Source organism: Kitasatospora sp. NPDC001119, assembly GCF_053598475.1.
Genome location: NZ_JBSFKI010000017.1, coordinates 161,381 through 174,493, shown reverse-complemented (window position 1 = coordinate 174,493; position 13,113 = coordinate 161,381). Strand labels below are relative to the sequence as shown.

15 protein-coding genes are annotated in these 13,113 nt (G+C 73.6%); 10 read left to right on the top strand and 5 right to left on the bottom strand.

Annotated elements, in window-relative coordinates; genetic code table 11:
- Positions 1–52: 52 nt before the first annotated feature.
- The 3 genes from ACWDD9_RS22365 to ACWDD9_RS22355 form a co-directional block, all read right to left on the bottom strand.
- On the bottom strand, positions 53–295 hold the full coding sequence (locus ACWDD9_RS22365; RefSeq protein WP_449812469.1) for a hypothetical protein: 243 nt from the start codon (positions 293–295) through the stop codon (positions 53–55).
- Between the two features lie 69 nt (positions 296–364).
- Complete coding sequence (locus ACWDD9_RS22360) at positions 365–1,420, bottom strand: site-specific integrase (RefSeq protein WP_449812468.1); 1,056 nt, start codon at positions 1,418–1,420, stop codon at positions 365–367.
- A 469-nt stretch (positions 1,421–1,889) separates the two neighbouring features.
- The gene (locus tag ACWDD9_RS22355) at positions 1,890–2,849 is read right to left on the bottom strand and encodes a pirin family protein (protein WP_449812467.1); all 960 of its coding nucleotides are present in this window, start codon (positions 2,847–2,849) and stop codon (positions 1,890–1,892) included.
- Positions 2,850–2,942: 93 nt separating this feature from the next.
- Between ACWDD9_RS22355 and ACWDD9_RS22350 the strand changes: the two genes are divergently transcribed.
- The 6 genes from ACWDD9_RS22350 (at position 2,943) to ACWDD9_RS22325 (ending at position 8,575) form a co-directional block, all read left to right on the top strand.
- On the top strand, positions 2,943–3,431 hold the full coding sequence (locus ACWDD9_RS22350; protein ID WP_074002918.1) for a carboxymuconolactone decarboxylase family protein: 489 nt from the start codon (positions 2,943–2,945) through the stop codon (positions 3,429–3,431).
- Between the two features lie 190 nt (positions 3,432–3,621).
- Positions 3,622–4,863, top strand: coding sequence for a serine hydrolase domain-containing protein (locus ACWDD9_RS22345; RefSeq protein ID WP_449812466.1), 1,242 nt, complete (start codon positions 3,622–3,624; stop codon positions 4,861–4,863).
- A gap of 389 nt (positions 4,864–5,252) precedes the next feature.
- Positions 5,253–5,810 carry a GNAT family N-acetyltransferase gene (locus tag ACWDD9_RS22340; RefSeq protein WP_449812465.1) on the top strand — a complete coding sequence of 186 codons (558 nt, stop codon included), beginning with the start codon at positions 5,253–5,255 and terminating at the stop codon, positions 5,808–5,810.
- A gap of 23 nt (positions 5,811–5,833) precedes the next feature.
- Positions 5,834–6,556, top strand: a complete 723-nt coding sequence (locus ACWDD9_RS22335) for a leucine-rich repeat domain-containing protein (protein ID WP_310593087.1) — start codon at positions 5,834–5,836, stop codon at positions 6,554–6,556.
- A gap of 224 nt (positions 6,557–6,780) precedes the next feature.
- Entirely contained in the window at positions 6,781–8,082 is a 1,302-nt protein-coding gene (gene thrS, locus ACWDD9_RS22330; RefSeq protein WP_449812464.1) for a threonine--tRNA ligase, read from the top strand.
- A 208-nt stretch (positions 8,083–8,290) separates the two neighbouring features.
- Positions 8,291–8,575: a hypothetical protein gene (locus ACWDD9_RS22325; protein WP_074002912.1), complete on the top strand. Its 285-nt coding sequence runs from the start codon at positions 8,291–8,293 to the stop codon at positions 8,573–8,575.
- A gap of 69 nt (positions 8,576–8,644) precedes the next feature.
- Here ACWDD9_RS22325 and ACWDD9_RS22320 read toward each other — a convergent pair whose 3' ends face one another.
- On the bottom strand, positions 8,645–9,073 hold the full coding sequence (locus ACWDD9_RS22320; protein ID WP_449812463.1) for a VOC family protein: 429 nt from the start codon (positions 9,071–9,073) through the stop codon (positions 8,645–8,647).
- 81 nt (positions 9,074–9,154) lie between these two features.
- Here ACWDD9_RS22320 and ACWDD9_RS22315 point away from each other — a divergent pair, with 81 nt between their 5' ends.
- The gene (locus ACWDD9_RS22315) at positions 9,155–9,652 is read left to right on the top strand and encodes a MarR family winged helix-turn-helix transcriptional regulator (protein WP_449812462.1); all 498 of its coding nucleotides are present in this window, start codon (positions 9,155–9,157) and stop codon (positions 9,650–9,652) included.
- Between the two features lie 22 nt (positions 9,653–9,674).
- Here ACWDD9_RS22315 and ACWDD9_RS22310 read toward each other — a convergent pair whose 3' ends face one another.
- Positions 9,675–10,301: a C40 family peptidase gene (locus tag ACWDD9_RS22310; protein WP_117486154.1), complete on the bottom strand. Its 627-nt coding sequence runs from the start codon at positions 10,299–10,301 to the stop codon at positions 9,675–9,677.
- 228 nt (positions 10,302–10,529) lie between these two features.
- Between ACWDD9_RS22310 and ACWDD9_RS22305 the strand changes: the two genes are divergently transcribed.
- The 3 genes from ACWDD9_RS22305 to ACWDD9_RS22295 all read left to right on the top strand — a co-directional run bounded on the left by ACWDD9_RS22305 (position 10,530) and on the right by ACWDD9_RS22295 (position 13,109).
- Entirely contained in the window at positions 10,530–10,937 is a 408-nt protein-coding gene (locus tag ACWDD9_RS22305; protein WP_449812461.1) for a RidA family protein, read from the top strand.
- A 145-nt stretch (positions 10,938–11,082) separates the two neighbouring features.
- Positions 11,083–11,814, top strand: a complete 732-nt coding sequence (locus ACWDD9_RS22300; protein WP_449812460.1) for a hypothetical protein — start codon at positions 11,083–11,085, stop codon at positions 11,812–11,814.
- Positions 11,811–13,109 (top strand): nucleotidyl transferase AbiEii/AbiGii toxin family protein, encoded by a 1,299-nt coding sequence (locus ACWDD9_RS22295; RefSeq protein ID WP_449812459.1) that lies wholly within the window; start codon positions 11,811–11,813, stop codon positions 13,107–13,109. The genes ACWDD9_RS22300 and ACWDD9_RS22295 overlap by 4 nt, the downstream gene beginning before the upstream one ends.
- Positions 13,110–13,113: the final 4 nt, after the last annotated feature.

The window sequence follows — 13,113 nt, the reverse complement described above, 5'->3', positions numbered from 1 at the left end:
CGTTGTCTGGGGGTCAGCCTTGGGTGTCCGGCACCGTTGTCAGTCCCGATGGTTACGTTGCAGCGGCTAGCAGGACGTGTCGGGTGAGGTGTTCAACGTGGCAATCATCAGCGCGAGCCGGAAGATCGAGCGAGCCGGAGTCAACGCTCTGCGCACACTGCTGGAGGATCATGATCATCTCGTCCAGGGGATCGATGATGGTGCCGACCGAGGTGAAGATCTCTGTGTTGGGTTCGCCGGCGGTGGCTGGCGAACCGGGCACGTCGTTGCCATCCAGGTAACTCTCGACAGCCAATGCCGAAACCCGGAAAAGGCCTTTCCCGTAGGCTCGTTGGCATCTCGCATGGCCTGGCAAGGACGCCCGTCACGCTTCGTTGCCACCGATTGCGGCAGAGGGCCGGTTCATTGGGCTGACCCGACTATCCGGTGTCGTCGCTTTGGGGTCGTCCGCAGGTGTGCGGGCGCGGCGGAGGAGGGCCGTACCGTCGGGGTCGGCGGGTTCGAGTTCGATGGCGCGGCGTAGTTGTTCCATGCGTTGAGGTAGCGGGTGCCAGCCGGGTTCTGCGGCCATGTCGGTGTTGAGGTCGTTGATTGCGCGGGCGTAGGCGCGGGCCAGGCCGCGGAAGTGCAGGGGTAGGCCGGGGCGGGGGTGGCCGCTGGGGGCGATGCTCACCCACAGGGCGTCGGTGGTCTCGTTGTCCGGGCCGACGGGTTCGGTGGTGTCGCGTGCGACGAGGTGGCCGCGGACGGTGAGCCAGTGGCGCATCGCGGCCCGGGTGGGGCCGGACAGGCCGACCGTCATGGTGGCGGGCGCGGTGCGCGGGTTGCGGTGCTGGGGGAGGTGGGTGAGGCGGATCGTGCCGCGCTGCAGGTCGACGTCGTCCGTGCGCAGGGCGCAGAGTTCGCCGGCGCGGCAGCCGGTGTCCAGCACGGTGCCGATGATCGCGAGGATCCGGCTGCGGGACTCGGACCGGCCAGGGCGGGCCGAGTGTTCCAGGTGGCCGAGGAGGACGCTGCGTGGGCGGGCGGCGACTACGGGCCGGAGTTCCACCGGTGGCGGGTTGCGGTCCGGAATCGTGGCGGTGATGCCGGCCCGGGCACCGAGGATGCGGAGGCAGTCCTCGCGGACGCGCATGGACGCTGGTGAGGCGTGGCCCGGTCGTGCAGTGGGCTTGCGTCGCAGCAGGCCCTGCTCGGCGGCTTTGAGGTAGTCGGCGAGGGTGTCCGGCGTGAAGAGCAGGGCGAGTGAGCCGGCGGCCGTGGGTACGATCGCGCCCCGCTCCAGGGCGGTGCGCAGTTCGCCGGCGACCCAGCGCAGTTGCTTCGCCCGAGACCTGCCGGTCGGCGGTTCGCAGGCACGCTCGACGAGGGCGTCCAGCGCCTCGGCCGAGGGTGCTGCTGTCGTCGGGGCGTCCGCCATGAGGTCACCCTAGCGCCGGGTCGGGGCGGGTCGGCGGGCTCTTGCCGACAGAGGGGGCTGGGAATGCCCGCAGGGCCCGGGTCTAATAACTGGCTTGAAGCAAGATCGTCGGTGAGGGCAACGGACGGCATGGTTGCTGTCTTCTCCGGCCCGCGCCGCTCTGGTGGTGACCGTCCTTCGGCAGCCGGCGAGGGGGCCGTGGCAGGGCCTCCGCCGGTTCTCGCGGCGGCACCCGGCGATGACGCCCCGGGCTCCGTGAGTGCCCCGGTCATTTCTGATGGGCCGTCAGCAAACTCAGCATTGAGTCAGCATTGGTCCTGTCAGGCGCCGTCGCGGATGGTCGAACAGTGTCACGTGTCGAGTGCCGAGTCGAGTGTCGACAGGAGCGCTTCAAGGTGGGCGTAGGGGGACTCCGGCTCGGGGGTGCGGCGGAGCTGGCCGCCGCACCCCTGACTGGTAACTACCCAGGTCAGCGCACGTTTCCACGGGGCTTGAGGGGGATTCCCGGGAGCTCTGGGGCGGGCAAGCGGTCGCCCGGGTAGCCCTCGACGGCGCCGAAGCGGTCGGGGTTCGCGGAGCTCATCCACTCCTCGCGGGCTCGGGTAATGTCTTCGTGAGAGCGCCCGATGAAGTTCCACCACATGACGATCTGCTCCTCGAAGGGCGTGCCGCCGAGCAGGACCAGGCGGGCGTCGGTGTCGCCGGTGTTGGTGAGGGTGAGGGTGTCGCGGCCGGGGGCGGCGTAGCCGAGTTCGGCGGGGCGCAGCGGGGTGTCGAGGAGGCGGACGTGTCCGCTGTCGACCAGCAGGCCGTGTTCGAAGGCGGGGTCGACGTCGAGGGTGACGGTGGCCCCGGGGTGCAGGGTCAGCTCGGCGCCGAGCAGGGGGGTGAAGGTGGGGACGGGGGAGGTGTCGCCGGCGAGGGTGCCGAGGAAGACCCGGGCCTCGCCGCCGTCCAGGGCGACGGGGGCGGGCACGTGGTGGTGGAAGTCGCGCCCGGTGTGCCGGTGCTCCTCGGGCAGGGCGACCCACAGCTGGACGCCGTGCAGGACGGTGGTGGCCGGGGTGGAGACCTCGGAGTGGGCGATGCCGCGGCCGGAGGTCATCAGGTTGACCTCGCCGGGCCGGACGTACGCGTGGACGCCGAGGCTGTCGCGGTGCTCGATCTCGCCGGTGAAGAGCCAGCTCACGGTCTGCAGTCCGGTGTGCGGGTGCGGGGCGACGTCCATGCCGCCGGTGCTGGTGACGTCGTCGGGACCGTAGTGGTCGACGAAGCACCAGGCGCCGATCGTGCTGCGGGAGCGCTGGGGCAGGGTGCGGCGTACGGTCATCGCGCGCGGGCCGCCGAGCGGCACGTCCCGGGCGGGCAGGACCTCCACCCGCGGGTCGGCGGCGGGGGTGGCGGCGCGGTCGGTCTCGGCGGTGCTCACGGGTGGTCCCTCCCAGGTGCAATTAGTTCTATATTCAACTATCATGCCATGGCAGAGTGGCGCACGACAGCCCGATCAGCCTAAGGAGTCCAGGTGAGTGATGTGGCGGCGGTTCCGACGGACCGGCGGGTGTTCATCGACAAGCAGAGCCCCCAGGCGTACAAGGCGTTCCTGGCCGCCGCCGAGGCGGCGCGCGAGGTCGCGGCCGCGGCCGGACTGGACCGCCGGCTGATCGAGCTGGTCAACCTCCGGGTGTCGCAGATCAACGGCTGCGCCTACTGCCTGCACGTGCACACCAGGGCCGCGATCCGCGAGGGCGAGACCGCCCAGCGCCTGGGCGTGCTCGCGGCCTGGCGGGACACCGAGGTGTTCAGCGACCGCGAGCGCGCCGCGCTCGGGCTGGCCGAGGCGACCACCGCCCCGGCGGACGCGGCGCTCCAGGAGGCCGCGTACGGCGTGGCGCGCGAGGTGCTGAGCGACGAGGAGATCTCGGCGGCGGTCTGGGTGTCGATCGCCATCAACGCCTTCAACCGGGTGTCGATCCTGAGCAAGCACCCGGTCCGTCCGGCCCCGGCCCGGTAGCCGCGCGCGGTGGTGGCGCCCGGCGGAGGGTCTCCGCCTTCCGGCGGACGCCCTCCGCCTTCCGGCGGACGCCCTCCGTTGTGAGGTGTACGACCGGCTCCTCCCGGCGGGGGATGACGGACCGTCAACGGTGCGGCGAGGCTGGGCGACGAAGGCGAGGAGCTGCTCGCCGACTGCGAAGGTGGGTCGCATGGCACGTCGTACGTTTGTTTCCGCGCTGGTGGGGGCGGTCTGTCTGACACTGGCCGGGCCGGTGGTCTCGGCCGGTGCGGCCGGGGCCGCCGACGCGCGGCCGGGCTCCGGCGACCCGAGGGCGGCGGCGCTGCGGGCGGTCACCGGGGCCGGCGCGGTCGGGGCGATCGCGGAGGTCAGGGACGGGAACGGGGTCTGGCGCGGGGCGTCCGGCGTCTCCGACCTGGCCACCGGCGCACCGGTCCGCGCCGACGGGCGGTTCCGGGTCGGCAGCGTCACCAAGGTGTTCGTCTCCACCACGGTGCTCCAACTGGTCGGGGAGGGGCGGATCGGCCTGGACGAGCCGGTCGAGCGGTACCTGCCCGGGCTCGTCCCGAACGGCGACCACATCACCGTCCGTCAACTGCTCAGCCACCGCTCCGGGCTCTGGGACTCCACCAACGAGAAGGGCGGGGTGTTCCCCGACTGGACGGACGCGGCGGTCGTCCGGAACTGGCTGGACCAGGGCGGCCTGACCCGGCAGATCACCCCGGCCCAGGTGGTGGCCTCCTCGGTGGCGCACGCGCCCGACTTCCCGCCGGGCACCGGGTACGGCTACTCCAACGTCAACTACACACTGCTCGGCATGATCATCGAGAAGGTGACCGGGCACGCCTACGCCCAGGAGGTCACCGCGCGCATCCTGCGCCCGCTCGGCCTCACCGACACGTACTTCCCGGGCACGGCCACCGGCATCCGGGGCCCGCACGCGCACGGCTACTGGACGGTGCCCGAGGGCCCCGGCCCGGCGGACCACAGCGACCGGGACGTGACGGTGGCGAGCGTCACCTGGGCGAACGCGGCCGGCGAGGTGATCTCCACCCTCGGCGACCTGAACCGCTTCGACAAGGCCCTCCAGGGCGGCCGACTGCTGCCGCCGGCGCTGCTGAAGGAGATGACCACGACGACCCCCATCGAGGTCGACGGCACGCCGACCGGGCTGGGCTACGGGCTCGGAATGGCCAGCTGGCAGCTCTCCTGCGGCCCGGTCTACGGGCACAACGGCTCGGTGCCCGGGTACAGCACCGAGATGTGGAGCTCGGGCGACCGGCAGGTGTCGATGTCCGTCACCCCGCGCGGCGGCGAGGCGGAGTTCGTTGCGCAGCTGCAGGCGGAGGGCGGCTTCCTGGAGCAGGCCTTCTGCGGGGCGGCGAAGGGGGCGGGGCGGGGCCCGGCCGCCGTGGCGCCGAAGCTGGGCTGACTGCCCGCCGCTCCGCGGTTCCACCGCTCTGGCTCGTCCGCGCGCGGGCTCAACCGCGCGGACGAGGCGGAGCGGTGGCGGTTGCGCCGACGGGATGCCCACGGCCCGGAGACGGGCACGTCGACGAAGTCGACGCCTGCCTGCGGCTGCGCGACAACCTCACCCGGGGCAGCGTGACGAGCGACGACGTGAGCCCGGCACGGGCCGTCACGCTGGTGCGCGCCCCCTTCGACGCCGTGACCGCGCTCCTCCGCCCGCCCGTGGCACCCGACCCGACCTACGCCCCGGCCCGCCTCGACGACAGGAGGCCGGGCGGGCTTCGGAGTTCCCGTCGGAGGCGTGGTGTGCGTACGGTGATCCACACACATCATCGGAGAGGGGTGCGCGCCATGGCGGGGACGGAAGACGGCTCGGAGACGGTGCTGACCACCGAACGACTGGTGGTGCGTCAGTGGACGGTGGCGGACCAGGAGCGTGCCTTCGACATCTACTCCCGCTGGGAGGTCGCCCAGTGGCTCGGCCGGACGCCGCGCGCCCTGGCCGACCCCGATGAGGCCCGCCGGTACATCGAGCACTGCCGTGACCGCTCCACCGGCCCCCGGTACGGGGTCTGGGCGGTCGAACGGCGCGACACCGGTGTGGTCGCGGGGGCGGTCCTGCTGCTTCCGCTGCCGGACGGGGACGGGGACAGCGAGGTCGAGATCGGTTGGCACCTCCACCCGGACAGCTGGGGCCAGGGCGTCGCCACCGAGGCCGCCCGGGCCGTCCTGGCCAAGGGCTTCGCCGACGGCCTGACCGAGATCCGCGCCATCCTCGCCCCGGACAACACCCGGTCGGCGGCGGTCTGCCGGCGCCTCGGGATGACCAGTGCCGGACTGACCGACCGCTGGTACGGCCGGGAGCTGGCGGAGTTCCGCATCGGCCCGGCCCAGGGCGGGCAGGCATGACAGCGGGGGGAGGAGCGGCGGACGTGACGCTCAACCTCTGGCGCCGCCCGCTTGATGAGGTGCCGGCCGAGGTGTGGGACCGGACCGAGCTGACCGTGCTCATCCTCGCCGAGACCGGCATCCGGGAACTCCCGCCCGGCATCGGTCGGTTGACCGGGCTGCGGACCCTCGACCTCGGGCACAACCGGCTCGCCGCGCTGCCCGCCGAGCTCTGCGACCTCACCGGGCTCCGGGACTTCCTCTACCTCCACGACAACGCGCTGACCGCCCTGCCCGAGGAGCTCGGCCGGCTCACCGCGCTGCGCTACCTCAACGTCGGTGAGAACCGGCTCACCGAACTCCCCGCCACCATCGGCGGACTGGCCTCGCTGGTCGAGCTGCGCGCCCAGCACAACCGGCTCACCGCCCTGCCGGAGTCGATCGGCGGACTCGGTGCGCTGCGTGAACTCTGGCTGCGTGGCAATGAGTTGACCGGACTGCCGGAGTCGGTCGGCGGCCTTGCGGAGCTGCGCGAGCTGGAACTCCGGGAGAACGCCCTCACCGAACTGCCCGCCGTACTCGCCGGGCTTCCGCGACTGCGCCGCCTCGACCTGCGCGGCAACCGGATCACCGAACTGCCCGACTGGCTGGCCGACCCGGGGGCGCTGCCCGCGCTGGAGAAGCTGGACCTCCGGTGGAACGACGTGCGGCCGTCGGCCCGGCTGCTGGCGGCGCTGGCCGCACGCGGGTGCGTCACGCTCTTCTGAGCCGCCGGGCCGGGATTCGGGCCCCGATCCCGCTCTGGAAAAGATCACCGTCGACAGGCCGGAGCTGTTACCGTGGAACGTATGAAGCGCGCTGCACTCGCCACGACGACGCCGGAGAGAGTCCCGGCGCGCTGACTGCTGACCTAGTCCGAAGCCCCGGGGCGAGTGCCCCGGGGCTTCGCCGTTTCCGGTCCCACTCGCCCGCAGACCGAGTGGAGACCACCATGCGTAACCAGCCCTCGCACGACAACGCGGCCCACGACCACGAGTCCCACGGCCACCCGGCCCACGACCACCGCAAGCTCGGCCGTGAACTCGACCTCTTCGACACCGACCCGCTGATGGGCTCCGGCCTGCCGTACTGGCTCCCCGACGGCGCCGCGATCCGACACTCCCTGGAGGAGTTCGTCCGCGACCGCGAGCGCCGGGCCGGCTACCGCCACGTCTACTCCCCGGTGCTCGGCAAGCGCGAGCTGTACGAGATCTCCGGCCACTGGGCGCACTACCGCGAGGACATGTTCCCGCCCATGGAGCTGGGCTCCGAGGAGATGGTGCTGCGCCCCAGCCTCTGTCCGCACCACGCGCTGATCTACCGCTCACGCTCCCACAGCTACCGGGAACTGCCGCTGCGCATGGCCGAGTTGGGCGGCATGTACCGGTCCGAGCTGTCCGGGGTGCTGGGCGGGCTGACCAGGGTCCGGGCGATCCAGCTGAACGACGCCCACATCTTCTGCACCCCGGAGCAGGCGGCCGACGAGGCCGTCGCCGCACTGGAGCTGATCCGCGAGGCGCACCGGGCACTGGGCGTCGTCCCGGTCCGCTACCGGCTCTCGCTGCCCGGCGCGGGCGGCAAGTACGTCGCCGACCCGGCGCTCTGGGAGCGTGCCGTCGCCCTGCTCACCGAGGTACTGGAGCGCTCCGGGGTGCCGTTCGAGGCGGCGGAGGGCGAGGCGGCGTTCTACGGTCCCAAGATCGACGTGCAGATCGCCGACGGCGCCGGGCGCGAGTTCACCCTCTCCACCGTGCAGATCGACTTCCACCAGCCCGAGCGGTTCAACCTGCACTACATCGGCGCGGACGGCGCCAAGCACCGCCCGGTGATGGTGCACCGCAGCGTGATCGGCAGCGTCGAGCGCGTGGTCGCCCACCTGATCGAGCTGTACGGGGGCGCGTTCCCGGCCTGGCTGGCACCCGTCCAGGTGGTGCTGCTGCCCGTCTCCGAGGCGGAACTGCCGCAGGCCGAGCGGTTCCGGCAGCGCTGCCTGGACCTCGGGCTGCGCGCCGAGGTCGCCGGCCCCGAGCACGGCAGCCTCGGCGCCCGGATCCGCGCGGCCCGGCTGGTGCCGTACCAGGCGGTGATCGGGGCGAAGGAGGCCGTGGACGACCGGGTCGCGCTGCGGCTGCGGGACGGCCGCCGGCTGGAGCCGCTGCCGGCCGAGGAGGCGTGGGCGCGGATCGGCGCGCTGGTGGCGGCGTGCGACGCGGAGCTGTGGCCGGAGGGCGCCTCGGGGCGGCCGGAGAGCTGATCGCCGTCGCGGCGGCCGGGAACGGGGAGGTGGCGGCCGTGATCGAGGGGGTGGCGGCCGTCGGCTCCGTCGGCCGCCGCGCCGGTGGCGTACGTACGACTAGTGCGGTGCACGGTGTGTCGGCCGGGCCGCGGGTGGCGGCCGCCCGTCGAATGGGCCGGGCGGCCGAGTCCACCGCCGCTGTCCCCACCCGTCCGGAGGTACCCCGATGCGCATTCCCCGCGGCCTCGCCGCTCCCGTCCTGGCCGGCTCGCTCGCCCTCGCCGGGGCGGTGGCCGCCACCCCGGCCGGCTCGGCCGAGCTCCGGCCGCTGCCCAGCCCCGCCGTCCAGTACTGCGCCGCCGTACTCGGGCACGTCCCGGGCGCCGATGCCGCTTCGCAGGCCCTCGGGCGGGCCTGCTCCTCGGACTACCGGGCCGAGCAACTCGCCCAGGCCGAACGTGACTTCGCGGCATCCGGGCCGGCGGACCGGCCCTCGCTGCCGATGGAGTAGGCCGGGCCGGGACGTTCCGTCGACCGGTTCGCGCCGCAGGAGTCCGAGGCCCCGCGCGGCGCGGGCCGGTCAGTAGGACTGGAGCTCGACCAGGCGGCCGTCCGGGTCGCGCAGATGGGCGCTGCGCAGGGTGGGGCCCCACTCCGGGCGGTCGGTCGCGGGTGCGACCGGGGTGCCGCCGTGGCGCAGGCAGAGGTCGAGGGCGGCGTCCACGTCGGCCACCCGCAGGACCAGCATCGCGGCGTCCTGCGCGAGGGCGGCGGGCGCGGTGGGTGCGCCGGTATGCCCGGGCGGTTCGGCGGTGCCGAGGGCGGCGGCCATCGCGGAGCGGTCGAAGAGGGCGAGCAGGGCCTGGTCGGCGAGGTCCCAGTTGGCGTACGGGCCCTCGGGCGAGCCCTTGACCAGGGTGGCGCCGGTGAGCGGCGGGAGGACGGCGCGGTAGAAGCCGAAGCACTCGGCGAAGCGGGTGACGAGCAGGCGGGGGTACAGGGCGTCCACGGGCGAACTCCTGGCAAGGGGGCGGCGGTTCCGAATCAGTGGGTCGGCACCCACTATAGGGACGGACCCTAGACTGTCGCCATGGCCTCCGAGAATCCCCAGCACGCCACCGAGAACGCCCGGTCCGCCGCCGGGCTCCCCCCGACCCTGCTGGACCTCACCACCTACCTGCTCTCCCGGGTCGGCAAGGCGGCGCGCGGCCGGTTCGCCGAGCGGTTGGCCGAACGCGGCCTGCGGCTCTGGGACATGGCGGTGCTGGCGGCGCTCGCCGACTTCGGCCCGCAGGCCCAGCGGGACCTGGTGCGGCGGCTGGCCATCGACCCGAGCGACCTGGCGAAGGTCGCCGACCAGCTCGCCGCCGCCGGGTACGTCGAGCGCGCCAGGGACCAGACCGACCGGCGGCGGGTCTCGGTCTCCGTCACCGACGCCGGACGGGCGCTGCTCGCCGAACTCGACGCCCAGGCGCGTGCGGTGCAGGACGAGGTGCTCGCGCCGCTGGACGCGGGGGAGCGGCGGACGCTGCAGGAGCTGCTGCTGCGGGTGCACCACGGGATGGGGGAGCGGCGCGGCGGCCTGTGAACAGCCGGTCGGCTTGACCGGCTCAGGCGGTGGGCTGACCCGGGCGGCGGGCACCGGCGAACTCGCCCGCCCAGCGCGGGACGTCGAGCACGTTCTCGACCCGGGCGACCAGGGTGCCGGTCCGCTCGGCGTGGATCATCGCGCCCTCGCCGACGTGGATCCCGACGTGGTGCAGGGGGGCGTCGGGGCGGGAGAAGAAGAGCAGGTCGCCCGGGGCGAGCGCGTCGCGCTCCACCGGGGCGCTGAGGTTGAACTGGGCGACGGTGTAGTGCCCGAGCTCGACGGTGCCGTGGCTGGCCCGGTACCAGCAGTAGAGCGACAGGCCGCTGCAGTCGAAGCCGACCGTCTTCTCGCCCATGCACACGCCGTTCAACCAGCCGTTGTCCTCGTCGCAGAAGCCGAGGCTCGCGCCCAGCCGGTCGCCGCCACCCCAGGCGTACGGCACGCCGAGCTGGCTCGCGGCCACGGCGGCGACCCGGCGGCCCAGCGCTGCGGCCGGCAGCGACCCGGCCGTCTCCGGCGGGGCGTCGGACGCCGCCTGGGCCGCCGGGCCGAGCGCCGGGACGAGGCCCGCCCCGAGCGCGAGTCCGAGCATGCGGCGCCGACGGACTCCGGAGGCCTGGTCGCGGCCGGACGGTTGGGGCTCCATGGCGGTGCCTCCCGGGGCTGGAGGTGGATGAGCGCCCGGGGGCGTGGTCCCCGGGCGCAGGCACCAGGATGGCGCTCCGGCGGGCCGGTCCGCCATCCCCCGCAACGGTGAATCGTGGACGCAGGAGGCCCGGAACGGAAGGGAGTTCACCGGTTAAATGGTTTGACGGTCGCTCAGGAGAGGCCAACGATGGGCGCGAACGTTCGGTCGGGACCGTCGGAGGACCACATGAGCAGCGCCGTCAAACTGATCCGCACCACGCGGCTGACCAGGGCGGTGGACTACGCCTACGCGGCGGAGGTCGACGCCCCGGTCCGCTCGCTCTGGCTGGCCGGGGCCTGCCCGCTCGACGAGGAGGGGCGGACGGTCGCCGTCGGCGACTTCGAGGCCCAGGCCCACCAGGTGATGCGGAACCTGATAACCGTGCTGGAGGAGTTCGGCGCCTCCCTCACCGACATCGCCCGGACGACCGTCTACGTGGCCTCCGCCGACCAGGCGGACCTGGTGAAGGTGTGGAACGTCTACCGCGCCTACATGGGGGAGCACGACGCCCCGAGCACCCTGCTCGGCGTCGCCGTGCTCGGGTACCACGACCAGCTGGTGGAGGTGGAGGCCGTGGCCGTCCTGCCCTCCTGAGTCGTCCTCATCCGAGCGGAGTCGACCGGTGCCGACCGGAGTCGACGGGGCCGGCGGGCCCCGACCAGCCGTCCCGGCGGAGGAGGGCCGCGGCGGCACCGGGGCGCCCGCGGCGTTGTCAGAGCGGCTTGGCAGGATGCTCCCCATGCTCCTGACCCGTTCCGACCAGCGCCGTGACGACCGGCCCGCGCCTCCCGACGTCCGGGGCGACTTCGAGGTCCACCTGACCGTGGAGCCCGGAGCCGCCGAGGCGCTGGCCGCGTGGGCGCGGGGCCACGACGTGAAGTTCACCCACATCCTGCTGGCCCGCGGTGCGGCGCCCTCGCAGCCGATGCTCACCCTGCGCGCCGACGGCACGCTGGCGGAGGTCGCCGCGGTGACGTCCCGGACGGCCGACGGGCTGGCCCGAGCCGGGTTCACCGTCCTGCGGGCGAAGATCGAGGCAGCGCCGTGGGCACACGGCGTCCCGGCCTCGGACGAGGACGCCGTGCCGCACGGAGCCGGCCGGTACTTCGAACACCACGTCAAGCTGCTGCTCCCGGGCCCGGTGCCCGAGGCGGACGACGCGCGCCTCGCCACCCTCACCGAGCTGGCCGTCCGGCACGGTGCGCACCTGTCGCGCAATCCGCGCCGGGTGCGCGCGGACGGCCGGTACGAGTGGTTCGTGACCCAGCGGTGCCGCTCGGTGGGCCTGGACACCGCTGGCCGCCGACTGGAGGCGCTGCTGCGGGACCTCGCCGCCGACGGCCGCGAGGTGGTGTCCGTGGAGCGCGAGTTCGTCGTCGTGGACAGCCACGAGGACCTGGACGCGGGATGGATCAGCGAGCACGGGCACGGCGCCCGGCCGTACGGAGACGGAGAAGGAGAGCAGGGATGACCGAGGGCAAGCCCCCGTCGCCGGTGGCGTGGGAGAACCTGAACTGGGGCCCGTGGCAGGGCGTGGTGCTGCCCAAGCGGCCGCCGTCGGAGGACGTCCGTGAGGACCGGGACCTGCCCAGGACCATCCGGCCGGTCGACGACGAGGCGGTCAGCCAGCAGCCGGTCTTCGACCCCGCCCTCGCCGGGTACGCCCGGGCCCTCCGGCCCAGCGAGCCGGCCTTCGCCGACCCGCGGCTCGCCGAACGCTGGCTCGCCGCCCGGCGCGAGGCGCTGGCCACCGTGCTCTCCGCCGTCGCCGACTCGCCGTGGGCCGACCACCTGGTGCTGCGCGGCAGCGTCCTGCTGCGCGCCTGGTACGGCGAGCAGGCGCGGGAGCCGGGCGACCTCGACTTCGTGGTCCGCCCGACGGACTGGGAGCTGGCCGACGAGCGCACTGGCCGGATGTTCCGGGAGCTCGCCGCCGGCGCCGAACGGCTCTCGGGCACCGTGCGGGTGCACGCCGACCAGGCGGTCAGCGACGAGATCTGGACCTACGACCGGGTGCCCGGGCGCCGGCTCGTCCTGCCGTGGACGGCCCCGGGCGTTCCGGGCGGGTCGGTCCAGCTCGACTTCGTCTTCACCGAGCACCTGCCCGTCCCGCCGCAGCCCTACCTGCTCCCCGGCGTCACCGGCCCGCTGCTCGGCGCCACGCCCGAGCTCTCCCTCGCCTGGAAGATCCTCTGGCTCGTCTCGGACATCCACCCGCAGGGCAAGGACCTGTACGACGCGGTCCTGCTCTCGCGCACCGCCGAGGTCCCCTACGAGCTGCTCCGGGAGGTCTTCACCCAGCCCGACCCGAACTGCCTGTACTGGCCGGTCTTCCCGGAGCAGATCACCGGACTCGACGTCGACTGGGACGAATTCGCCAAGGACTACCCGCAGTTCGCCGACCACGGCGAGGATTACCCCGCGCAGCTCCTCACCCGGCTCCACCCGACCTTCGCCGACCACGGCGAGTACGCGCTGCGCGCCCGCTGGCTCGCCCCGCTGACCGAGGAGCTGCGGCAGACGCTGGCGGACGCCGGCATGGACGAGGTCCAGCGGCGGATGTCCGGACGCCGCATGCTCCCGGACAACACCCTGGTGATCACCAGTGAACTGCTCGGCGGGGACCTCGACGGCGCCCACCGCATCGTCTCCGGCCACCTCGGCAGCCAGGTGGACCGGATGACCCACCAGCTCGCGGAGGCCGCCGACCGCTACGCCGCCGAACTCGCCGACGGCCACGGGACGGGAGGCGGTTCCGACAGCTGACACC